Consider the following 21,254-nt stretch of genomic DNA (forward strand, 5'->3'; position numbering starts at 1 on the left):
ATTATCTCCCCCTTAAAATGATTAAAAGCTTTATTAATGAAATATGGAAAGACGTTGAATTTGACGATAAGATTTCCGAAAAAGAAAAATTTCAGATATCAAATTTTGGTAGGATTATAAACTGCAAGGGCCCAGAACCTTTTTTGGTAAAAGAATCCTACATAAATGGATATCAAAACTTGCCTTTGAAGCAAAAACGCAACGGAAAATCCACCAGCCGCTATGTCCATAAACTGGTTGCAAAACATTTTTTGGAAAGAAATGACGGCGAATTTGTTATTCATTTGGATTATGAAAAGACAAACAACCGGTGGGACAATCTGAAGTGGGCCACAAAAACCGAAAAGGAACAACACCAATTCAGCAATCCGGAGTTTAAGACCAGAATTAGGACAAAACCAAAAACGGCAAAGCTCACCGAAACAAAGGTCAAGCTGATAAAAAGAAAAATTAACGACCCAAACCGAAGGACCCGATTAAAGATGATCGCAAAACAGTTCGGGATTTCCGAAATGCAATTGCACAGGATAAAAACCGGGGAAAACTGGGGCGAGGTTACGGAATATTGAAAATGAAGGAAGGACGCTTGCGCGCCCTTCCTCCTTTCAAAAAAAACCAAACCACACTACATTTTTCTGTTAAATTTATTCGCTGCTTTTTACCAGCCTGATAAATTCTGCCCTATAACCATCTGCATCGGTTCCTTTTCCAGCTTCGGCCAAGGAAATTACATCTTGCCTTTTTTTCGTATTTATAAATTCAGAATTGCGAAGTTGCATCCCGAACAGCGCAACGGCGGCTGAAAATTTCAAATCCTCGTTTGCATTTTCGATAGAACTGTTTTCATCCTTCACGGTTTTCACGATCAGTTTGCTCACGTCGCCATCGGGCTCTTTGTACCGAAATTTCACGGTGAGCATTTCATCCTTAAAATTCCCAGTGGTTTGCTGTGTATATTTTAAGCCTTCCACTGCCTTAATATATTTACTTTTTACGCCCACGGGAATAATTTCGTACAGAGCGGTAACTGTGTGCCCGCTGCCCAATTCTCCGGCATCTTTGGTGTCATCTTTAAAATCCTCATCATTCAGCAGACGATTTTCATACCCAATCAATCGATATGCCTGAACTTTTGCAGGATTAAATTCCACTTGAATTTTCACATCCTTGGCAATGGTGTAAAGTGTGCCGAAAAATTCGGTTCCCAAAACCTTTTGTGCTTCTTGCATTGTATCAATATAAGCGTGGTTTCCGTTGCCTTTATCGGCTAAAATTTCCAGCTTACTGTCTTTGTAATTTCCCATTCCAAAACCGAGACAGGTCAAGAAAACGCCACTTTTACGTTTCTCCTCGATCAAATTTTCCATAGAACGGTCGCTGGAGGCGCCTACGTTGAAATCCCCATCGGTAGCCAAGATTACGCGATTGTTTCCCTTTTTACTGAAATTTTCCTCCGCAATTTTATATGCCAATTCAATGCCAGCCCCTCCAGCGGTTGAGCCACCGGCGCTCAAGTTTTCAATGGCTTCGCGAATTTTGTCTTTCTCCGCTCCGGAAGTTGGCGCAAGCACCAGTCCCGCGGCACCGGCATAGACAACAATTGAAACCTTATCCGTCTCGCGAAGCTTATCCACCAAGACTTGTAGCGCAGCTTTTAACAGTGGCAATTTATTTGGCTCATTCATGGAACCCGAAACATCCAACAAAAAAACCAGATTTGACGCAGGGACGTTGTTAAGAGAAATATCCTTTCCTTTCAACCCAATCCGCACTAATTTTGAATCGCTGTTCCACGGGGAGTTTACAACATCCGCAGTGATGGAAAAGGGATCATTACCTTTAGGCTGTGGGTAATTGTAGGAAAAATAATTAACCATCTCCTCAATTTTTACAGCATCCTGCGGTATTTCCTGTCCGTTGTTCAGCATCCGGCGAATGTTACTGTAGCCAGCTTTATCAACATCAATTGAAAATGTGGAAAGTGGTGCTGTTTCTACTCTTTTAAAAATATTTTCTTCTATACGGCCATAGCTTTCGTTTTCGGGTAAATAATTTGAAACAGAGACATTGGTAGCATATTTAATCCGTTCTTTATGTTTACGCTCTGGCCTTGGGGAAGAATAATTGTTATTTCTTACTACACCATAACCCATTGCCCTTCTAATAGCATCATTGTTTTGAGAATATCCCGTGACTACAACTTCTTCGAGGGCAGAACCAGGTGACAATTGAATATTTATGGGCTTATCAGATTTTATTTTTACCTCTTCCGTTTCAAAACCCACGTAGGAAAAAACCAATTTTTGACCAATTTGTGCTTGGATTTCATAATTCCCGTCAAAATCGGTTTGGGTTCCGGTGGAAGTTCCTTTTACAATTACGCTCGTGCCTGGTAATGGCAAACCTGTATCGTCAGTTACGTTTCCGGAAATTTTTACTGTTTGTGCGCCCATTTGCAAACCAAATAACGCGATTGCTAAAAATGTGAATAATGTTCTCATAATCTGTGGTTTTATGTTTAACTTGAGGTAAAACTACATTTGCAATAGTTCAGAAAAAATGGAAAATGAGGGAACGGGCACTTTGATTGAGCGAAGCGACAACCGTTTTGGTGCGCTGTATTATTTTATTTTGAAAAAAAATCTGCGAAAATTTTCAACTTCTCAAAAAATGAATACCTTCCCCATTCAATAAAAGAAAAAGATGGCAAAGAGAAATGCTGAAAATATAAGCCTTGGCGATGTTTTAAAAGATTTTATCCAAAGCAACCGGCTCGAAAAAGGATTGAACAAAGTAAGCGCAAGGGAAGCATGGAATGAAATGATGGGAACGGCAATTTCAAATTATACAACAGATGTTAAGCTGGATGGCGACACGCTGTATGTTCAACTTTCATCTTCCGTATTGCGTGAGGAATTAAGCTACGGTCGTGAGAAAATAATAAAAATGCTCAACGAGGAAATGGGTAAAGACTTGATCAAAAAACTGGTTTTACGATAAAAAAAGCGCACAATTTCTTGCGCGCTTTCATTCCTATATACTTTATTTTAAAAATGCATTAAAACATTTCGCGACCGGCAAAATGGAAAGCGCCCTCAATGGCAGCATTCTCATCGCTATCGCTTCCGTGAACCGCATTTTCACCAATAGAAGCAGCGTACAATTTACGGATAGTTCCCTCAGCAGCGTCCGCAGGATTGGTGGCACCTATCAATGTACGGAAATCCTCCACGGCATTTTCCTTTTCAAGAATAGCGGCAACAATAGGCCCGCGCGTCATGTACTCTACCAATTCCCCATAAAATGGACGCTCGCTGTGCACTTCATAAAATTTCTGTGCATCTGCGGTGGTCATATGCGTAAGTTTCATCGCTACGATTCTGAAACCGGATGCGTTTATTTTTTCAAGAATTGCTCCAATGTGGCCTTTTTCAACCGCATCTGGCTTCAACATAGTAAATGTTCTGTCTGTTCTCATTGTGTTTTTAAAATTTCGGCAAAAATACTATTAATATATTCAATTGCAAGGAATCAGTATACAATTACAGTTTTAAGAAAATTTCATTTAAATCTAGTCTTTGGTACCAACAGCATTTCTTCTGCATTGGAGTATAAAATCCATTGTCGTATCTTCGCAGCGATGAATAAAGAAACTACACAGGCCGTAAAAAAATTATTGGAAAACCCACGGAAAATCGTGATTGTAGCCCATAAAAATCCAGATGGTGATGCCATTGGGTCTTCATTGGGACTATGTTTTTTTCTAAAGAAAATGGGCCACGATTGCCAAGTAATTATGCCGAATGATTTTCCGGATTTCTTAAAATGGATGCCGGGCGTCGATGAAATTTTAGTTTTTGAAAAAGATCTAGAAAAAGCGAAGCAGTCAATAACGGATGCGAATCTAATTTTTACTTTGGATTTTAACAGCCTCGATAGGGTTGGCGATCTGCAACCACTTTTAGAAAATAGCGAAGCGGATTTTGTGATGATAGACCACCACCAGCAACCTGCAACTTATGCGGTAGCTACCTACAGCGATGTAAGTGTAAGTTCAACGGCAGAAATGGTTTACCATTTTATAAATGCCTTGGGCGAAGCCGAAAAAATCACGGAACCCATTGCCACCAATCTATACTCCGGCATATTGACAGATACGGGCTCCTTCCGTTTTCCCGCTACCTTGCCCACTACCCATCGCGTAATTGCAGCGTTGATGGAGAAAGGGGCAGATAATGCGGTTATTTATCAAAATATTTATGACACGTTTACACCAGACCGCATGAAATTGTTGGGCTTGGCGTTGAATAACCTTACCATTCTTGAGGAATACAATACCGCATACATAACATTAACGCAGAAAGAACTGGATGAGCATAATTTCAAAAAGGGCGATACAGAGGGATTCGTAAATTATGCGCTTATGATTAAAGGAATTGTTTTTGCGGTAATATTTATTGAGAACAAACAGGAAAATATTGTCAAAATTTCTTTCCGAAGTAAGGGCAGATTTTCAGTAAACGATTTTTCCCGCTCGCATTACAACGGTGGCGGACACATAAACGCGGCAGGCGGTAAAAGTTCACAATCCCTTAGCAATACGGTAACCGAATTTATTAGTATCTTGCCCCGCTATAAACAAGAGCTCTCAAATGCTTAAAAAACTGATATATACAAGCATCGCAATAGCGTTTTTTGCTGCCTGCAAAAGCCCGGAAGCGCGACGTCCCGTGCAAACCCGTTCGGGAAGTTTCATAAATGAGTCCGTGGTGCGCAACAAAGAAATTTACGATCAGGAAAAAATGTACATTGAAGAATTGATTGAAAAAGATTCGCTCAAGGATTACATTGCTTCAGAAAGTGGATTTTGGTACTACTACAATGTAAAAGATACAACTTCAACTGAAATGCCCGATATTGGCGATATTGTTGAATTCACTTACGATATTAAAAATCTTGATGGTAGTACAATTCTTTCAAAAGAAGAAAACGGCCTACAGCAATACCGCGTAGATGAAAGCAATCAAGAACTTATTTCCGGTGTGCGGGACGGTATAAAATTGATGAAGGAAGGCGAGACCATAACCTTCTTTTTTCCTTCCTATAAAGCGTTCGGCTATTATGGCATCGAAGAAAAGCTTGGTACAAACGTGCCAATACAGAGTACAATAACACTACATTCTTTAGAACAATCAAACGAAAATTAATTTCAAAATGAAAAAACTAACATTAGCATTTTTATTACTTACACTTTCCTTTGCATCCTGCCAAGACAAATATCCAGATTTGAAGGATGGCGTCTATGCTGAATTTGTTACTAACAAAGGAACTTTTTTGGCAAAGCTGAAAAATGAAAGCGCTCCCCTCACTGTTTCAAACTTTGTGGCACTTGCCGAAGGGACCAATGGTATGGTGGACTCAACCTACAAGGGCAAACGCTTTTACGACAATCTTACTTTCCATCGCGTCATAAAGGATTTTATGATTCAAGGAGGCGATCCTGTGGGTGACGGGACAGGAAGTCCAGGTTATACATTTCCCGATGAAATTACAGACACGATTCGTTTTAACCGAAAAGGACTTTTGGCAATGGCAAATTCGGGTCCCGGAACCAACGGAAGCCAATTCTTCATTACTTTGAAAGAAACACCGTGGCTGGACGGACGCCACACCGTTTTCGGCGAAATAGTTAAAGGACAGGAAGTTGTGGATTCCATAGGAAGCGTGGAAACTTCAAAGCCAGGTGATAAACCAGTTTCTCCCGTTACCATTGAAAAAATCAATATTATAAAGAAAGGCAATGTAAAAGTTCCTTATTTCACTGAGGAAATGGGTAAACTGGAGCAAGAGAAAAAGGAAAAGGAAGAGCGCATCAATAAAGTAGCGGCTCAGAAAGCATCAGAATTGAATGCTTTAAGAAGCCAAGCAGATTCATTACCCTCTGGCGTGAAAATGTATTACAATCAAAAAGGAACTGGCGAGAAACCCGCCGAAGGTTCTAAGGTTTTAATGAATTACGCCGGCTTTCTAGCGGATGGACATCTTTTCGATTCCAATATTCTTTCAAATGCTGAAAAATTTGAAACCGTAGATGAAATACGCAAAGCTGCGGGCCAGTACGCTCCGGTTCCTGCGGATTATAGCCAAAATGCAGGCTTGATCCCCGGTTTCCGCGAGGCGTTGCTGAATATGAAAATTGGAGATAAAACTACCGTTTTCATTCCATCTCATTTGGCTTATGGAAAACGTGGAATTCCTGGGGTAATTCCTCCAGATTCCGAACTTATTTTTGAATTGGAACTCGTTGGCTTAGCGCAATAATCCCGATTTTACCCATTAAAAAAAGGAACCAAACCTTGGTTCCTTTTTTTTATGGCATTCATTTTTGATGAATTTACTTCTTCGGAACATTCTTTAGAATTTCCAACACAAATTCCCAATATTTTTGTGCCGATGAAATGCTCGCGCGCTCATCCGGGGAGTGAGCACCTTTTATTGTTGGCCCAAAGGAAATCATATCCATATCTGGATAATTTTGGCCCAGAATACCACATTCAAGCCCAGCATGGCAAGCAGCTACGTTCGCCTTTTCACCATTAAGTTTTTCATATAAATTGTCAAGAACTTTCAAAATTGGGCTATCCATATTGGGTGCCCAGCCGGGATAGTGACCGGCCTGAGCTACTTTATAGCCTGCCAGTTCAAATACAGAAGTCAACGAATTAGCCAAATCCTCCTTTGAAGATTCAACCGAAGAGCGCGTTAAACATTCAATTTTTAAATTGCCATCTTTAAGTGTGATTTTAGCAATATTATTTGAAGTTTCCACCAAGTCTGAAATATCAGGACTCATTCTATAAACACCATTGTGGGCGGCATAAATTGCGTTCAAAAATTTATTTTGATCGCTTTCTGAAATAACTTTTTGTATTTCAGAATTGCTTTTTTCCGCTGAAATAGAAAGCTGCGGCTCCAATGATTTATATTCAGAAATAATTTGCGACTTCACCTTTTCAAATTCAGAAATAAACTCCTTTTCTGAAGTAACGGCAACCTCGGCTACACTTTCCCTCGGGATTGCATTTCGAAGACTTCCGCCGTTTAATTCGGACAGCTTTATAAAGTCCTTTGTAGCGAAGAGCAAACGGTTCATTAATTTATTGGCATTGCCCAAGCCTTTGATGATGTCCATTCCGCTGTGGCCGCCTTGCAAGCCTTTCACTTTTACGGTGAAGGCCACAGTGTTTTTTGGCACATCTTCTTCCTTGTAATTTCCCGTAGCTGTAACATCAACACCTCCGGCGCAACCTACACCAATTTCATCATCTTCCTCCGTATCCAAATTCAGAAGGATATCACCTTTCAGCAAACCACCTTTTAAGCCTTTAGCGCCCGTCATTCCCGTTTCCTCATCAATAGTGAAAAGTGCCTCAATCGCTGGGTGTTCAATTTCCTTGCTTTCCAAAATCGCCATAATTGTGGCAACGCCAAGCCCATTATCGGCTCCCAACGTAGTTCCCTTTGCGCGTACCCAATCGCCGTCCACGTACATCTCGATACCTTGTTTATCAAAATCGAAATCGGTATCATTATTTTTTTGATGCACCATATCCAGATGGCTCTGCAATACTACCATTTTTCGATCCTCCAGTCCTTTGGTTGCAGGTTTTCTGATAATCACATTGCCCACCTCATCCTCAATAGTTTCCAGATTCAGGTTTTTACCAAATTCCTTCATAAAAGCAATTACGCGCTGCTCCTTTTTTGAGGGTCGGGGCACCGCGTTCAAATCGGCAAATTTGTTCCAAAGAGCTTTAGGTTCTAAGTTTCTTATTTCTTGGTTCATAAAAATTTTATTTGATTTTATTTTACTGCGAATTAGCAAAAGTTTTTATTGAATTTCAAAAGAGAAATAATCACTACACACTTCTATTTTAAAATAAAAAACTTGCGTGTTCTCACATATTTCCACAAAATTACCATTTTGTAAGCGCTATAAAAATTATGTGGAAAAAGAATTCCTTTGTAAGTTTGGTTCATGCAAAGAAAAACCGCGGTAGTGCTTACCATCCTGCTCCCATTGCAAATTCAGGGATTGCAAATACTGAAAAAATTTCCATCTTTTGTCGAGAAATATTACAGTCTCGGTTTTTATCCCGTTTTATCAAAAATTTCGCGTTATCTGTTCGGGTGGATTCCATTTTCGGTGGGCGATGTTTTCTATATACTCATTACAATTTTAGCGCTTCGGTGGATTTATAGAAATTTTCGCCGATTGCGATTTGAGCCCATTCGGTTTTTTTTGGATATTATCGCTTCAATTTCAGTAGTATATTTTGTGTTCCATTTATTCTGGGGCTTCAATTATTATAGGCTTCCGCTTCACCAATCTTTACAAATTCAAAGTGAATACACCTACGAGCAACTTTTGGAAACAACCAAAAAATTCATTTCAAAAAGTAATGAAATGCACCGAGAATTGGGTTATGCAGACAGCGTTAAAATTGATTTGCCGTACTCCCAACCCGAAATGTTCGAGAAATCCCTAAATGGATATAATAATCTTGAAAAAGAATTTCCGCAGTTGGCTTACGCACCCAAGAGCATAAAAAATAGCGGGTGGAGTTTAGGCCTAACCTATATGGGGTATAGCGGATACATAAATCCATTTACGGGTGAGGCGCAAGTGAATAATTTAATAAAAACCTATAAATTCCCAGTGGTAAGCTGTCACGAGGAGGCGCACCAAATAGGCTATGCCGCAGAAAATGAGGCTAATTTTATTGCTACGCTTGCTACTATAAATAATGATGACGCATACATTCAATACGCTGGTTATATTTTTACATTGCGGTATCTTATTAATGAAGTGGCGCGTGCGGATGAACCCACATATCACGAATTACTGAAAACCATAAATCCCGGGATTTTAGAAAGTTATAAGGAAATGCGCGATTTTTGGGATGCCTACGAAAATCCCTTTGAAACGTTTTCAAAGAATTTTTGGGATATTTTTCTGAAGGCAAATAATCAATCCCGCGGAATTTTAAGCTATGATTATATGGTTGCTTTGGTCGTGAACTATTTTGGCGATAAAACATTGTAAACTTCCGGAAAAAAGAAAAGCGTGAATGCCATTTTTGCATCACGCTATTCATCAATCAAGTGGGGAGTAATACTTTATGCTTTTACATATTCCGCTTCAGCAGGTTTTTTGAAAACTGACGGATCAAGTTTTGTTTCGGTAGCAGTAATTTTGTCAAATTTTATATCCATTTTTTCATCGTGCGGCTTGCCATTTTCTACGTTCCACCACGTTATTTTCTTCGGAAGTTGCAATCCATTCACATCTTGCCATTTGTCGTATTTTATCCAGTGCCAATCGTCACTCTTTTTTTGGTCCATAAAGGTTACGGTGTACGCCAGCCAAGTCATTCGCTCGGTTTCTGGATCAAAATAAAGTATGTATTCATCTTTTGATGAGTCGCCTACACCATCGTTGTAGCTCACTTTATAACCATTGTACATTTTCCCATCTAGCTCTGCGGGTTCAACGGCTTGATAATTGGTTCCCGGATCTGCCAGAACGAACGGCATTGCATAGAAATAAAACATCAAATTATGGTAAAACCGAGGGTTTCCCTCATACGCAAGATCGTGTTTTAACAGCCAGACATCTTTCCCATCATAACCAATGGACCAATCCTTTGCTTCAATTTTGGATTTTCTGTCCGGCAAAGAAACGGTGTGCACCTCATCCCCATTTTTCCCCTTCATTTCAAAACAAAGATTGTTCATTTTTTTCCAGTTGGAAAGACCGCCGTGGGCAGTAAAAATACTCTGGAGTTCTACCGGATAACTTTTGGCCTCATTTGCACTGCTGCGCTCGAGAGCTTCAGTAGCATCGATGGTATCGTTTTCAAGACCCTCGGTTCTCGGGGTGTCCATTTCGGTATCTGGGGGATTTTTTTTATCGTCGCGGCAAGCTGTGAGGGAGACAATTATAGAAAGTAAAAGAATCAATTTTTTCATAGCGGTTGTTTTTTGATTCCTAAAAATAAGAAAGCTTCCCCAAAACGGGGAAGCCTTTTAGAAACCTTTATGATTGGATTCTTTTTAAAATCCAGATTTCAATGGTTTTCGAAAACTATTCCTTCACTAATTTTTTAACCACTGAATTTTCTTCCGAAGAAATTTTCACAAAATACATGCTATTTTCCAAAGAAGAAATATTTACATCAACCCTACCGCTGGCAGGGATTATTTTTTCTGAAAAAACCAATCTTCCCTGCACATTATAGATTTCAACTGAAGTTTCTGAAACTAATTTTGAAGATTGAAAGGTAACAATTCCGGAAGTTGGGTTTGGGTAAAGTTTTAAACCTGACAATTCATTTGAAACTACCGAAAGAAAAACAGCACTGTCCAAAAAGTCTGGAATTCCGTTATTGTTTGTATCATCATCCAGCGGGCTGCCGCTATTATTGTAGTCTTCATTTATTGTTAGCGTGCCATCACCATCATCATCGTTATCCAGATAATTTTCAATCCCATCGATATCGGTATCAATAAAAATATACGCCGAAGAACGTAGACCAGCGCCAATGCCCGTAATTTCGTCAATGGTTACTACATAATCGCCGTCGTCATCACCGTCTAAATAGTTCGGGATGCCGTCGCCGTCTGTATCATCATCATTAAAGTTTCCATTGTTATTAAGATCTTCATCGCCATTGGCAATTCCATCATCGTCACTATCGGTTAAAGGATTGGCCTCGTCGGTTGCAATTTCAAAAGAGGTAATTGTAAAGCACCCAGTCGTAAAATTTTCAACGCGGACGTAAATAGTCTGTGGGTTCGTGATATTCAAATAAGCAGTAGGATCCATAATGGCCAATGTAGGATTTTGAGCATCTGCTTGAGATTGGTAATACGAAACAGAATAATCCGCGGGGTTTAAGTTCCCCAAGATTGCCTGTTCATTTACCGTAAGATCAAAAATCGCAAAACCGTCGCCATCGCCTTCATTAATAAATAAATTGGGGGGTTGATTGATGGTTGGTTGTTCAATTACTATCAAATCCAATTCAACTATAGCATAACAACCAGTTACATTATCAAGGCGAGCATAAATGGTCTGTGCGAACGCAATTATATTTTGGTAAGGGCTTGGAATAGCGAAAGTCCCATTTTCTGCATCCATAAGAGTTTCGTGATACGTTATACCCACCGCTGGATCTCCATTATTTATTTCCGTATCTTTTTCAGTTAAATCAAATATTGAAAAACCATCGTTGTCATCATCACACACTTCAAGTGGGGTTGGTTGGTTGGGAGTTGGTGTAGGATTTACCCGTATTTGGAAATTTGTAATATCAAAATCTCCAGATATTAAATCTTGAAGCCTTGCATATATTACCTGTGGATTAGTGAAATTTACATATGCTTGGGGATTTGTGATTGTTGGTGTTCCCGCCTGTGCATCAGTTTGGCTTTGATGAAAACTAACTTGTAAATTATTTGGATTTTGAGACCCAATAATCTCTGGATTTTTAGTAGTTAAATCGAAAATTGCGTACCCGTCATAGGGAAGATCATCACAAATTTCGTAAACTGAAGGTTGATTTGCGACAACCTGTGCCACCGCAGCGATACTCACAAATAAGACACCAATAAAAAGTAATAATTTCTTCATAATCAAAAAGTTTGGGTGCAAGATACTATTTTTTTATAATTAAGATTTTATTAACCTTTACTCAAATGTTGCGAATTGCGTTCGATTTCTCTATCATTGTTTTTCCAAATTGAATTATTATGAAAAAAATCATTTCAGTTTCATTCCTAATTGCGGTCACACTTTTATTTTCGGGCTGCTTTGGCGATGATGTGGATATAAAAAGTAACCGACGTTTATTGGTTCAGGGAAAAATTACAGATTCCACAGGTGTTCCTATCCCCAATATTACCGTGGTTACCAGCGGCAACGGCGATAAGTTGGGACAAAGTAAAACCGATGCAAACGGCGACTTCTATTTTGTTTCACTGGATGAAAAATTTGATCCGCTCGACATTCTTATCAATGTAGGTGATGATCCATTTTTCGGGGTTTCAAACAATCCTGAATACAGTACAATTTCACTTCTTTCTGAAGAGCGTACCGACCGTTTATCATACAATCTCGGCACATTTACGCTTTCAAGAAAGGCAAAACTGGATATAATTCTTGATGCCGTTGATGAAAATAGCACCATACAATTCACAGCTGTTTATACTCCAATTGACTGTCGTTTGCCTTTAATGGAAAATACTTCAATTAATTGCAACCAATCAGCAACTTTTGAAGAAACGGTTACTGCTCAAAGTGCTAATCAATTCTTTGAAATAAGACCGGTCCTAGGCAGCTTTGTAATCTTAGAATATTCGGCCAACGGCGGCCCAATCCAAACCACTGAAATATTTATAGACAATGAAGAAAATTCACTTACACTTCAATACTAGCTTTCTCTTTCTTTTCTTATTTCTGGCTACTTCATCATTCTCCCAAACAGAAAACAATACCTTACCAATTCAAGATAATTCTGAAGAAGAAATTGAGAACGAACCACACAGAATTGGAACAATCTCAATGGGGGCTTATCTTCCTATTGCTTTTGGTGACAATTACGTAAACAACGGCATAGAGGTAAACGGTGGTATTCGGTTTACTTTCAAGGTAAATACGCTCCCCAATATATTTGTTGGTCCTTATGTGAGCTTTTTTAACGGCTCTGTGGAAAAACCGCTCGAGGTTGGCGATTTCAACAGCACTGCCAACACAGTAGTTGGGGTTATCGCTGGCTATGAAAAACAATGGAATGATTGGTTTTTTCCGCAGGGATTGGTTTTGGCTATTCCGATTACTCAAATAAAAAAGATACCGAAAAATTCTCTGATACCGGTACTGCCCTTTGGCTGAGCCCAGAGGTTAGCTATCAATTTATCAATTCGCTTGCGGTATTTGTTTCCCCAGAATTGCGCCGTGATTTTATGGCTATCAATGTACCTGATGAATTGGAAGATACCTTTGGCGGCGTTAATTATTTTGCCCTCAGTTTTGGAGTTCGCGTCCATTTGGGGCGGGGTTATAACGTTCCATAGCGTATCTTTGCGCCATGCAAAAAACCATTTCCAGTTTACAGAATCCACTCATTAAACAAGTTGCTTTATTACAGGAAAAATCACGGGAACGCCGTAAATCCGGCTTATTTGTAATTGAAGGTCTACGTGAAATTCTTCTTGCGAACAAAGGCGGTTATATTTTAAAAACCATTCTTTATTGTGCCGAAATAATTTCTGAAAAAGATGTTGTTCAACTGAAGCAATCCATTTCAGAAGCCACCGAATTTATAGAAATAACTTCAGAAATATATCAAAAAATAGCCTATCGCGGTTCAACCGAAGGCGTTTTGGCGATAGCAAATGCAAAAGATTTAACTGTTGATAACCTGCAACTTCAGCAGAAAGATATTTTAATCTTAATCGCCGAAGCGCCCGAAAAACCTGGGAACATCGGTGCAATCCTTCGCACGGCGGATGCCGCAAAGGTAGACGCCGTAATCGTTGCCAACCCAAAAACCGATATGTGCAACCCAAACATTATCCGTAGCAGCGTGGGTTGTGTATTTACGAATACAATTGCAACGGGAAGCACTTCTGAAATTATTTCATTTTTAAAGAATCACAATATCAACATCTACTGCGCCGCCCTGCAAGCCTCGCTGCCATACCACACCATAGACTTTACAGAAAATAGTGCCATTGTAATGGGTACCGAAGCCACGGGACTTTCCGAAGAATGGCTGCAAAACAGCACCCAGAACATCATCATCCCTATGAGTGGTGAAATAGACAGTATGAACGTTTCGGTAGCTGCGGGAATACTTATATTTGAGGCGAAAAGGCAGCGGGGTTTTAATTAATAATTAATGATGAATAATTAGTGATTTATGAAAGAGAATATTATTGCTACAAAATCATATCAGTTTGCTATAAAAATTGTAAAACTCACAAAGTCATTGGTTGAAAAAAAAGAATATGTTCTTTCAAAACAAATTTTGAGATCGGGCACTTCCATTGGTGCAAATGTTGAAGAGGCCATTGGAGGAATTTCAAAAAAAGATTTTAGGGCAAAAATGTCGATCGCGTATAAAGAAGCGAGAGAAACCCACTATTGGTTACGACTTTTAAAAGACACGGAATATATTGCAGTCGAAGAGTTTGAAGTCTTAAATACCGAACTTACTAGTATTTTAAAAATTCTTTTCAAAATAATAGATTCATCAAAAGAGTAAAGTTTTTAAATAAATTATTCATTATTCATTATTCATTATTCATTATTCATTATTCATTATTCATTATTCATTATTCATTATTCATTATTCATTAAATGACAATTTTCAACATACTAATAGTCATCCTCTCCGTAAGTTTTATCATTGACCAACTTTTGGATTATCTGAACGCGCGGCATTTTGATGATCCGTTGCCGGCCGAATTGCAGGATGTTTTTGATGAAACCGAATACAAAAAATCCCAACGGTATAAAATGGAACGCTATAGGTTTGCAACCCTTACCGCCACCATATCCTTTGTGGCCACGCTCCTATTTTTCTTTCTGGATGGCTTCGCGTATGTGGATACCTTGGCACGTTCCATTTCAGAAAATGAAATTGTTATCGCATTGGTTTTCTTCGGAATTATATTGATTGCCAGTGATATTCTCAGCACGCCCTTCGGTTATTACAGCACTTTTGTAATTGAGGAAAAATACGGTTTCAACAAAACAACCCGCAAAACCTTCTTTCTCGATAAACTGAAAGGTTGGCTTATGGGCGCCATTCTCGGCGGAATTATCCTAAGTGCCATCATCTGGTTTTATCAAACTACGGGCAAGAATTTCTGGCTTTACGCTTGGTTGCTCATAACCGTTTTTACCATATTTATGAATCTATTTTATGCGAAATTGATCGTGCCGCTTTTCAACAAACAGACTCCGTTGGAAAATGGCCCACTACGTTCCGAAATTGAAAAGTATGCGCTCAAAGTAGGTTTTACCCTCGAAAAGATTTTTGTGATTGACGGCAGCAAGCGCAGTACAAAGGCAAACGCCTATTTTTCTGGCTTTGGAAGTGAAAAGCGCGTAACGCTGTACGATACGCTGATAAAGGATTTAAATGAAGATGAAATTGTGGCAGTGCTTGCGCACGAAGTGGGTCACTATAAAAAAAACCACATCATCTTCAATCTATTTGCTTCCATAATCACCACCGGATTCACGCTTTGGCTGCTTTCGCTGTTTATTGGCAATCCCTTACTTTCCGAGGCCTTGAATGTTTCTGAACCCTCGTTCCATATTGGCTTGATTGCCTTCGGCGTGCTTTTCAGTCCCATTTCTGGAATTACAGGCTTGCTCATGAATTATTTAAGCCGAAAATTTGAATACCAAGCAGACGATTACGCCAAAACAACCTTTGCCGGGCAACCGCTCATTAACGGACTCAAAAAGCTTTCAAAGAATAGTCTTAGCAACCTTACCCCGCATCCGCTGTACGTATTTGCGCACTATTCGCATCCCACGCTTTTACAGCGTTTCAACAATTTAAAGAAGAAATAAAAAAATAAATCCCCCATGAATCAAATTGAAAAAATTGAAGCAGAATTGCTTCCGCTTCGTAACCAACTCAAAAACCACCGCCTTTACAGCAATCTTTCATCACTGGCTGATATTCGTACATTTATGGAGCAGCACGTGTATGCCGTTTGGGATTTTATGTCGCTTTTGAAGGCGCTGCAACGCGACCTTACCACGGTTACCCTTCCCTGGGTTCCGGCAAACAATGCAACCTTGGCGCGGTTTATCAATGAAATAGTCCACGGCGAGGAAAGTGATGTAAATGAAGTGGGCGAACCCCGCAGCCATTACGAAATGTATATTGAAGCTATGCAGCAAGTTGGCGCCGATACCGCCCCCGCAAACCAATTCATTTCAAAAGTAAAAGAGGGAAAAAGCGTGGCTGAAACGCTACAAGCAACCCAACTCCCACAACGCACAAAGGATTTTGTAAACTTTACGTTTGAAACCATTGCTTCCGGGAAAACGCACACCATTGCCAGCGCATTTACCTTTGGCAGGGAAGATTTGATACCTGATATGTTTATCGAAATCCTAAAAAGTGCCGACGCAAAAAACCAGCAATACAACAAACTGAAATATTACCTAGACCGCCACATTGAATTGGATGGCGATGAGCACGGACCGCTTTCCGTGCAAATGATAACCGAACTCTGCGGAAACGACGATAAAAAATGGAACGAAGCCCTAGAAATCGCCAGACAAGCGCTGCAGCACAGAATCGCCTTATGGGACTGCATCGCGGATAGAATAGCGATTAGCCAATAGCCAATAGCCAATAGCCAATAGCCAATAGCCAATAGCCAATAGCCAATAGCCAATAGCCAAAACTAATATTTCTAACATACCATTCAACATTTAAAATTCAAAATTCAACATAATTAGAAAAAATTGCCTAGACAAGTCCCAAAATCCATAACCGATAAAGAAAAAACAAGCGTCCGTGATTCCTTCAAGGCGTTACGCACCATTCCACGGTTTTTTAGGGAAATCTACCGCGCCAGCCCCAAGTTGTTTTTTGTAAATACCTTCAGCAGGTTGCTCAATGCCTTTACCCCCGTGGTGATCCTGTGGGTGGGGAAAATGATCATTGATGAAATTATCCAGCAGGTTTCCCTCGAAGATAAAGACTTCACCCAACTATGGAACCTCGTGCTTATCGAGTTCTGTGTGGCAGTGCTTTCCGATTTACTCGGAAGATTGATAAACCTGACTGACGGACTCCTGGGCGACCTCTACAGCAATGCCTCTTCCGAAAAAATAATCCGAAAGACTGCTGAGCTTACCATCGCGCAACTGGAAGACCCCGAGTTTTACGATAAACTGGAGCGCGCACGTACGCAAACCAACAGCCGCGTGGACTTGATGAGCAACGCCTTGGGCCAAGCCGAAAGCCTTATTTCCATGGTATCGCTCATTGCGGGCTTGGTCTATTTTGAACCCATCCTTATATTGATCCTCGTCCTTAGCATCATCCCCTCATTTATCAATGAGGCCAAATTCAGCAGTACGCGCTATTCCGTGGCACGCAGTTGGACCGCCGAACGCCGCGAACTGGATTACCTCCGCTTCATTGGGGCCAACAACCAGACCGCCAAGGAAATCAAACTCTTCGGGTTAACCGATTTTATCGCCGAACGCTTCAAAAACCTTTCAACCGACTATTACCTCATCAACAAAAAACTGTCGCTCAAGCAGAGCCTGTACGGGTCGCTGTTCAACATTTTGGGCGTGCTCAGCTATTACGGCGCGTACGTTTACATTATCCTGCGTGTGCTGGCGGGCGCCATCACCATTGGGGAGCTTACCTTCCTTTCGGGTTCCTTCAACCGGTTGCGCAACAACTTGCAGGGTTTCTTTTCGCGCTTTACCCGCATTTCAGAAAGTGCGCTGTACCTTCAGGATTACTTCGATTTTATTGATTTAACGGTTGAGCAGACTGCTGAAACCAAGACCCCCATCCCCGAAACCATCACGCAAGGTTTTCAAGTGAATAATCTGCACTTCGCCTACGCCGGAAGCGAAACCGAAGTCCTAAAAGGCGTAACCTTTACCCTAAAGGCAGGCGAAAAAATGGCGTTTGTGGGGCAGAACAGCGCGGGCAAGACCACGCTCATCAAACTCTTTCTCCGCTTTTACGAACCCACGCAGGGCGAGATCCTTTTGGACGGCATCAACATAAACCGGTTTGATGTGGACGAATACCGAAAACGGTTTGGCGTCATCTTTCAGGACTTTTTTAAGTATGAATTCACACTGCGCGAAAACATAGCCGTGGGCAATATAGACCAAGTGCAGAACGACGAAATAATAAACTACGCCGCGAGCAGAAGCCTTGCCGAACAGGTGGTGGGCGAGATGGCGCACGGCCTCGAGCAACGCCTGGGCCGCAGGTTTTACAAAGGCACCGAACTTAGCGGTGGTCAGTGGCAAAAAGTGGCATTGGCGCGCGCTTATATGAAGGATGCGGATGTTATGGTGCTGGACGAACCCACCAGCGCGCTGGATGCGCAGGCGGAGTACGATGTTTTTGAACGCTTTATCGCCCTTACCAAAGGCAAGACCAGCATTATTATTAGCCACCGCTTTAGCACCGTGCGTATGGCAGACCGTATTTTGGTACTGCAACACGGCCAAGTGCTGGAGCTGGGCACCCACCAAGAGTTAATGGAGAATGGAAAACTGTATGCCGAGCTGTTTAGGTTGCAGGCGGCGGGGTATCAATAATTATGAATTTTGAATGGCGAATTTTGAATTATTAAAATTATTCTAAAACTTTTCAATCATTGTCCGGTTGAGCAATTACAATGGCTGGTCGAGCGCAGTCGAGACCTCCTCTTGAAGAAAATTATTAAAATATATTGTAAATTGAAGACATAAAAAAAACCCGGATTCATCACCAGCATCTAATATCTGGGAGAGGAATTACCGGGACAGCAGGGTACAAATATACATAAAAATGGACAGACATTTCTACGAAAAAGTTTTTTCCACACAACGAATGGATAAATACTTCAAACGTTATCCAAAAGATGAAGCAAAAGCTATCATCCATTATAAAACAAATATTGAACTTTCTGAAGCATTTTATGCCGTTCTTTCATTATATGAAGTGGCTTTCAGAAATAGTTTGAATAGAGAATTAACCGAATATTTTGGAACTGTTGATTGGTATTTAAAAATTGGTTCTGTTCCAGGATTAAAAAATTTGAATGGCAGTATTCAAAACGCTCAAAAGCACATTGCCAATAGAAGCGAAACAATAACTGCTAATAAGGTTATCGCTGAACTAACAATGGGTTTTTGGGTAAGACTGTTTAATGCTGAGTATGAACTTATATTGTGGAAACCCTTACGGAAAGCTTTTCCGTATTTGGAAAAAAGTGAAAGACAACGTAACAATGTTTCTGCCCCAATAAACAAAATTCGCGATTTCAGAAATAGGGTTTTCCATCACGAACCTATTTCGTGGAATTTAGATAAATTAGCTGAAACACACGAAAGAATTTTGAAAGTAATGGGCTGGTTGAATGAAGATTTGCCAAAGGTTGCTAAAGAAATTGACCGAGTTCCGCAGATTATTAATCAAGCTAAGCAATTAAATATTTAAAACCTCACCCAAAACTGTATGCCGAGTTGTTTAGGTTGCAGGCAGCGGGGTATCAGTAATTATGAATTTTGAATGCAGAATTTTGAATTGATTTTAAAAGGAAATTTTAGAGTAATTTGTAACGGAAGAGCACGAGCGAGACGCTCGCGCTAGCGGGGTATCAGTAGATTAAAATAAAAATATTTGTTATAGTAAGTATTGAAAATAAATCTATGGAAGTAATTAATTCATTTTTCAGCAACATAAAAGATAAGTTAACAAATCCATTTTTCGGAACACTCATTATTGTTTTGCTGATAGATTATTGGGAACTATGGTATGCTTTGTTCAATTTTGATGAAGGGTTTACTCTTAATGATAAAATAATTTTCATTGAAAACTATGTATTGAACAACATAACCTTTTGGTCATTTGTATGGAATATCGCGCAAGCAATAATTTTCATGTTTGCTGGATATCTAATTGTGGTGGGGACTAGAAGTATAGTTCTTTGGATTGAATTTTACCTGATGCCTCTAATTACTGGAAAAATTATAAATAAAAATGTTGTTCGTAAAAAAGAATATGATGATGTGGTAAAAGAACGTGAAGAATATTTTGATCAATATGAAGAACAACGTCAAAATGTTAGAAATTTTTCTAAAACAATTGATGAACAGACAGAACAAATTAAATTAAAAGATCAGCAACTTTTGGAACAAAGTGATAAACTCAGTCACACAATTGGAGAGTTAGATTTAAATAAAGAGAGATGGGGTCAATCTCAAAAATTGAATGAAGATAAAGATAGAAATATTGAGGTATTGACAAATAAATTAAGTCAACTTGAAAGTCAATACGCCTTTGAATTGAGAAGATCAAAAAAATATAGAAATCTCTTTTTTGGAAGTGAAAACACTAGTTATTATAACTCAACAGTAAAATTTCCCCCAGAAATAATAAACAAAGTAAAAGAATTAAAAAATTATGGAAAATGGAATGGATTTTTAGGTTTGGGTAATTTTTTAGAATATGGTGGATCTATCGGAGGGGAATTAATTACGGATATGGTAGAAAGAGGTATTATATTTAAACGAGGCGAGCACGAAGAATTTACTCCTCTAGGCTTAATTATATGGAAATATCGAAAAATTTTCGAGAATAGTAATTCTGACTTTGGTCCTGAATAATTCCCCCCGCTAGCGCGAGCGTCCAGCTCGTGCAAATTACCCCCCCAACTCATAATCAATAAAAAACCAAGCTTGGTTTCATACAAAACAAAGCTTGGTTTGGAGTAAAACACAGTTGTGTTTTGGGTAAAACATAACTGTGTTTTTTAAAAAAGAAGGCTATGTTTAGGAATTCTTCTTAAAACCTGCGTTTTTCATAGCATCCAGAATGCGCTTGCCGGCACGGTAGCGTACGCTCACCTTTTCTATCATGGTGTTGGCAGAAAAAGCATTTTCATTGTCTGACCCCTTACTGCTGATGGATGGATAGAGCGAACCTAACTTTTCCAAACGCACTACCTTACTATCTGCAAGTGCTTTTTGGATTACGTTTTCCAGCGCTATAATCACTCCCTTAATATCAGGCTCACTAAGCGCGCTGAACTTTTCAATTTCAGACACTAGGTCGTCAATTGTCACTTCACCATCATTTACAATGCTGGCATACCATTTTCTGTTTCCGCCCCCTGCAACACCGGGCTCCACTTTTTGAACTAATTTGTACTTGATAGGCATACTAATTAAATTTAAAGGTTAATATAAATAATTAAAGATGTCCAAAAATGTCAGCGTTACAGACCATAATCCCACAGCAAGCCTAGTACTGTTTCATGATAATCAGCTGGTAAAAGTGGTAATGCTGTAATGCTATAAAATGCCGAAGGTCTGTTAGGGGAGAGAAGTTGACCCACTGCGTTGTTTAATTATCATAAATATAGGAAAGTGTTCCTAAAAGAACAATTTATCTTTCGGCTTTATGTGCATG

General features: G+C 39.7%; 22 protein-coding genes. 16 read left to right on the plus strand and 6 right to left on the minus strand.

Annotated elements, in window-relative coordinates; genetic code table 11:
- Window positions 1-17: 17 nt before the first annotated feature.
- Window positions 18-569: an HNH endonuclease gene (locus KIV10_RS08525; protein WP_214113085.1), complete on the plus strand. Its 552-nt coding sequence runs from the start codon at window positions 18-20 to the stop codon at window positions 567-569.
- Between the two features lie 75 nt (window positions 570-644).
- Here KIV10_RS08525 and KIV10_RS08530 read toward each other — a convergent pair whose 3' ends face one another.
- On the minus strand, window positions 645-2,501 hold the full coding sequence (locus KIV10_RS08530) for a vWA domain-containing protein (protein WP_214113086.1): 1,857 nt from the start codon (window positions 2,499-2,501) through the stop codon (window positions 645-647).
- A gap of 58 nt (window positions 2,502-2,559) precedes the next feature.
- Here KIV10_RS08530 and KIV10_RS13995 point away from each other — a divergent pair, with 58 nt between their 5' ends.
- Together KIV10_RS13995 and KIV10_RS08535 are read left to right on the plus strand one after the other, a co-directional pair.
- Window positions 2,560-2,694 (plus strand): hypothetical protein, encoded by a 135-nt coding sequence (locus KIV10_RS13995; protein ID WP_262898420.1) that lies wholly within the window; start codon window positions 2,560-2,562, stop codon window positions 2,692-2,694.
- A gap of 9 nt (window positions 2,695-2,703) precedes the next feature.
- Window positions 2,704-3,000: a DUF721 domain-containing protein gene (locus KIV10_RS08535; RefSeq protein ID WP_214113087.1), complete on the plus strand. Its 297-nt coding sequence runs from the start codon at window positions 2,704-2,706 to the stop codon at window positions 2,998-3,000.
- A gap of 58 nt (window positions 3,001-3,058) precedes the next feature.
- Here KIV10_RS08535 and KIV10_RS08540 read toward each other — a convergent pair whose 3' ends face one another.
- Window positions 3,059-3,478: a nucleoside-diphosphate kinase gene (locus tag KIV10_RS08540; protein ID WP_214113088.1), complete on the minus strand. Its 420-nt coding sequence runs from the start codon at window positions 3,476-3,478 to the stop codon at window positions 3,059-3,061.
- A 162-nt stretch (window positions 3,479-3,640) separates the two neighbouring features.
- Here KIV10_RS08540 and KIV10_RS08545 point away from each other — a divergent pair, with 162 nt between their 5' ends.
- Genes KIV10_RS08545 through KIV10_RS08555 form a run of 3 tightly spaced genes read left to right on the plus strand, consistent with a single transcriptional unit; the run spans window position 3,641 to window position 6,321 of the window.
- A complete protein-coding gene (locus KIV10_RS08545) occupies window positions 3,641-4,660 on the plus strand; it encodes a DHH family phosphoesterase (protein WP_214113089.1) in 1,020 nt (339 codons plus the stop codon).
- Entirely contained in the window at window positions 4,653-5,207 is a 555-nt protein-coding gene (gene gldI / locus KIV10_RS08550) for a gliding motility-associated peptidyl-prolyl isomerase GldI (RefSeq protein WP_214113090.1), read from the plus strand. The genes KIV10_RS08545 and gldI overlap by 8 nt, the downstream gene beginning before the upstream one ends.
- Before the next feature lie 7 nt (window positions 5,208-5,214).
- The gene (locus KIV10_RS08555; RefSeq protein WP_214113091.1) at window positions 5,215-6,321 is read left to right on the plus strand and encodes a peptidylprolyl isomerase; all 1,107 of its coding nucleotides are present in this window, start codon (window positions 5,215-5,217) and stop codon (window positions 6,319-6,321) included.
- 73 nt (window positions 6,322-6,394) lie between these two features.
- Here KIV10_RS08555 and KIV10_RS08560 read toward each other — a convergent pair whose 3' ends face one another.
- On the minus strand, window positions 6,395-7,846 hold the full coding sequence (locus tag KIV10_RS08560; protein ID WP_214113092.1) for an aminoacyl-histidine dipeptidase: 1,452 nt from the start codon (window positions 7,844-7,846) through the stop codon (window positions 6,395-6,397).
- A 192-nt stretch (window positions 7,847-8,038) separates the two neighbouring features.
- Between KIV10_RS08560 and KIV10_RS08565 the strand changes: the two genes are divergently transcribed.
- Entirely contained in the window at window positions 8,039-9,106 is a 1,068-nt protein-coding gene (locus KIV10_RS08565) for a DUF3810 domain-containing protein (protein ID WP_214113093.1), read from the plus strand.
- Between the two features lie 74 nt (window positions 9,107-9,180).
- On the opposite strand, the gene KIV10_RS08570 is transcribed toward KIV10_RS08565, so the two are convergent.
- The gene (locus KIV10_RS08570; RefSeq protein WP_214113094.1) at window positions 9,181-10,032 is read right to left on the minus strand and encodes a DUF6503 family protein; all 852 of its coding nucleotides are present in this window, start codon (window positions 10,030-10,032) and stop codon (window positions 9,181-9,183) included.
- 115 nt (window positions 10,033-10,147) lie between these two features.
- On the minus strand, window positions 10,148-11,695 hold the full coding sequence (locus KIV10_RS08575; RefSeq protein ID WP_214113095.1) for a T9SS type A sorting domain-containing protein: 1,548 nt from the start codon (window positions 11,693-11,695) through the stop codon (window positions 10,148-10,150).
- 119 nt (window positions 11,696-11,814) lie between these two features.
- Between KIV10_RS08575 and KIV10_RS08580 the strand changes: the two genes are divergently transcribed.
- The 9 genes from KIV10_RS08580 to KIV10_RS08620 all read left to right on the plus strand — a co-directional run bounded on the left by KIV10_RS08580 (window position 11,815) and on the right by KIV10_RS08620 (window position 20,449).
- Complete coding sequence (locus KIV10_RS08580) at window positions 11,815-12,498, plus strand: carboxypeptidase-like regulatory domain-containing protein (RefSeq protein ID WP_214113096.1); 684 nt, start codon at window positions 11,815-11,817, stop codon at window positions 12,496-12,498.
- Window positions 12,467-12,955: a hypothetical protein gene (locus tag KIV10_RS08585; protein WP_214113097.1), complete on the plus strand. Its 489-nt coding sequence runs from the start codon at window positions 12,467-12,469 to the stop codon at window positions 12,953-12,955. The genes KIV10_RS08580 and KIV10_RS08585 overlap by 32 nt, the downstream gene beginning before the upstream one ends.
- Window positions 12,956-13,151: 196 nt before the next feature.
- Window positions 13,152-13,958: a TrmH family RNA methyltransferase gene (locus KIV10_RS08590; protein ID WP_214113098.1), complete on the plus strand. Its 807-nt coding sequence runs from the start codon at window positions 13,152-13,154 to the stop codon at window positions 13,956-13,958.
- 27 nt (window positions 13,959-13,985) lie between these two features.
- Window positions 13,986-14,330 (plus strand): four helix bundle protein, encoded by a 345-nt coding sequence (locus tag KIV10_RS08595; RefSeq protein WP_214113099.1) that lies wholly within the window; start codon window positions 13,986-13,988, stop codon window positions 14,328-14,330.
- Window positions 14,331-14,425: 95 nt separating this feature from the next.
- Complete coding sequence (locus tag KIV10_RS08600; protein ID WP_214113100.1) at window positions 14,426-15,652, plus strand: M48 family metallopeptidase; 1,227 nt, start codon at window positions 14,426-14,428, stop codon at window positions 15,650-15,652.
- Window positions 15,653-15,667: 15 nt separating this feature from the next.
- Window positions 15,668-16,438, plus strand: coding sequence for a DUF3050 domain-containing protein (locus KIV10_RS08605; RefSeq protein WP_214113101.1), 771 nt, complete (start codon window positions 15,668-15,670; stop codon window positions 16,436-16,438).
- A gap of 123 nt (window positions 16,439-16,561) precedes the next feature.
- Window positions 16,562-18,397, plus strand: a complete 1,836-nt coding sequence (locus KIV10_RS08610) for an ABC transporter ATP-binding protein (RefSeq protein ID WP_214113102.1) — start codon at window positions 16,562-16,564, stop codon at window positions 18,395-18,397.
- Window positions 18,398-18,629: 232 nt separating this feature from the next.
- Complete coding sequence (locus KIV10_RS08615; protein ID WP_214113103.1) at window positions 18,630-19,280, plus strand: Abi family protein; 651 nt, start codon at window positions 18,630-18,632, stop codon at window positions 19,278-19,280.
- 212 nt (window positions 19,281-19,492) lie between these two features.
- Window positions 19,493-20,449 carry a hypothetical protein gene (locus KIV10_RS08620; RefSeq protein ID WP_214113104.1) on the plus strand — a complete coding sequence of 319 codons (957 nt, stop codon included), beginning with the start codon at window positions 19,493-19,495 and terminating at the stop codon, window positions 20,447-20,449.
- Between the two features lie 165 nt (window positions 20,450-20,614).
- On the opposite strand, the gene KIV10_RS08625 is transcribed toward KIV10_RS08620, so the two are convergent.
- Complete coding sequence (locus KIV10_RS08625; protein ID WP_214113105.1) at window positions 20,615-21,004, minus strand: HU family DNA-binding protein; 390 nt, start codon at window positions 21,002-21,004, stop codon at window positions 20,615-20,617.
- Window positions 21,005-21,254: the final 250 nt, after the last annotated feature.

This window comes from Aequorivita echinoideorum (assembly GCF_018476645.1).
GTDB classification, from domain to species: Bacteria; Bacteroidota; Bacteroidia; order Flavobacteriales; family Flavobacteriaceae; genus Aequorivita; species Aequorivita echinoideorum.

Excerpts from the sequence above, each read along its gene's own strand:
- KIV10_RS08560 (WP_214113092.1), bottom strand. The coding sequence starts at position 7,846 with ATGAACCAAGAAATAAGAAACTTAGAACCTAAAGCTCTTTGGAACAAA.
- KIV10_RS08595 (WP_214113099.1), top strand. The coding sequence starts at position 13,986 with ATGAAAGAGAATATTATTGCTACAAAATCATATCAGTTTGCTATAAAA.
- KIV10_RS08525 (WP_214113085.1), top strand. The coding sequence starts at position 18 with ATGATTAAAAGCTTTATTAATGAAATATGGAAAGACGTTGAATTTGAC.
- KIV10_RS08570 (WP_214113094.1), bottom strand. The coding sequence starts at position 10,032 with ATGAAAAAATTGATTCTTTTACTTTCTATAATTGTCTCCCTCACAGCT.
- KIV10_RS08600 (WP_214113100.1), top strand. The coding sequence starts at position 14,426 with ATGACAATTTTCAACATACTAATAGTCATCCTCTCCGTAAGTTTTATC.
- KIV10_RS08615 (WP_214113103.1), top strand. The coding sequence starts at position 18,630 with ATGGACAGACATTTCTACGAAAAAGTTTTTTCCACACAACGAATGGAT.
- KIV10_RS08565 (WP_214113093.1), top strand. The coding sequence starts at position 8,039 with ATGCAAAGAAAAACCGCGGTAGTGCTTACCATCCTGCTCCCATTGCAA.
- KIV10_RS08585 (WP_214113097.1), top strand. The coding sequence starts at position 12,467 with ATGAAGAAAATTCACTTACACTTCAATACTAGCTTTCTCTTTCTTTTC.
- KIV10_RS08575 (WP_214113095.1), bottom strand. The coding sequence starts at position 11,695 with ATGAAGAAATTATTACTTTTTATTGGTGTCTTATTTGTGAGTATCGCT.
- KIV10_RS08620 (WP_214113104.1), top strand. The coding sequence starts at position 19,493 with ATGGAAGTAATTAATTCATTTTTCAGCAACATAAAAGATAAGTTAACA.
- KIV10_RS13995 (WP_262898420.1), top strand. The coding sequence starts at position 2,560 with ATGGAAAATGAGGGAACGGGCACTTTGATTGAGCGAAGCGACAACCGT.
- gldI (WP_214113090.1), top strand. The coding sequence starts at position 4,653 with ATGCTTAAAAAACTGATATATACAAGCATCGCAATAGCGTTTTTTGCT.
- KIV10_RS08590 (WP_214113098.1), top strand. The coding sequence starts at position 13,152 with ATGCAAAAAACCATTTCCAGTTTACAGAATCCACTCATTAAACAAGTT.
- KIV10_RS08530 (WP_214113086.1), bottom strand. The coding sequence starts at position 2,501 with ATGAGAACATTATTCACATTTTTAGCAATCGCGTTATTTGGTTTGCAA.
- KIV10_RS08580 (WP_214113096.1), top strand. The coding sequence starts at position 11,815 with ATGAAAAAAATCATTTCAGTTTCATTCCTAATTGCGGTCACACTTTTA.
- KIV10_RS08555 (WP_214113091.1), top strand. The coding sequence starts at position 5,215 with ATGAAAAAACTAACATTAGCATTTTTATTACTTACACTTTCCTTTGCA.
- KIV10_RS08535 (WP_214113087.1), top strand. The coding sequence starts at position 2,704 with ATGGCAAAGAGAAATGCTGAAAATATAAGCCTTGGCGATGTTTTAAAA.
- KIV10_RS08625 (WP_214113105.1), bottom strand. The coding sequence starts at position 21,004 with ATGCCTATCAAGTACAAATTAGTTCAAAAAGTGGAGCCCGGTGTTGCA.
- KIV10_RS08540 (WP_214113088.1), bottom strand. The coding sequence starts at position 3,478 with ATGAGAACAGACAGAACATTTACTATGTTGAAGCCAGATGCGGTTGAA.
- KIV10_RS08545 (WP_214113089.1), top strand. The coding sequence starts at position 3,641 with ATGAATAAAGAAACTACACAGGCCGTAAAAAAATTATTGGAAAACCCA.
- KIV10_RS08605 (WP_214113101.1), top strand. The coding sequence starts at position 15,668 with ATGAATCAAATTGAAAAAATTGAAGCAGAATTGCTTCCGCTTCGTAAC.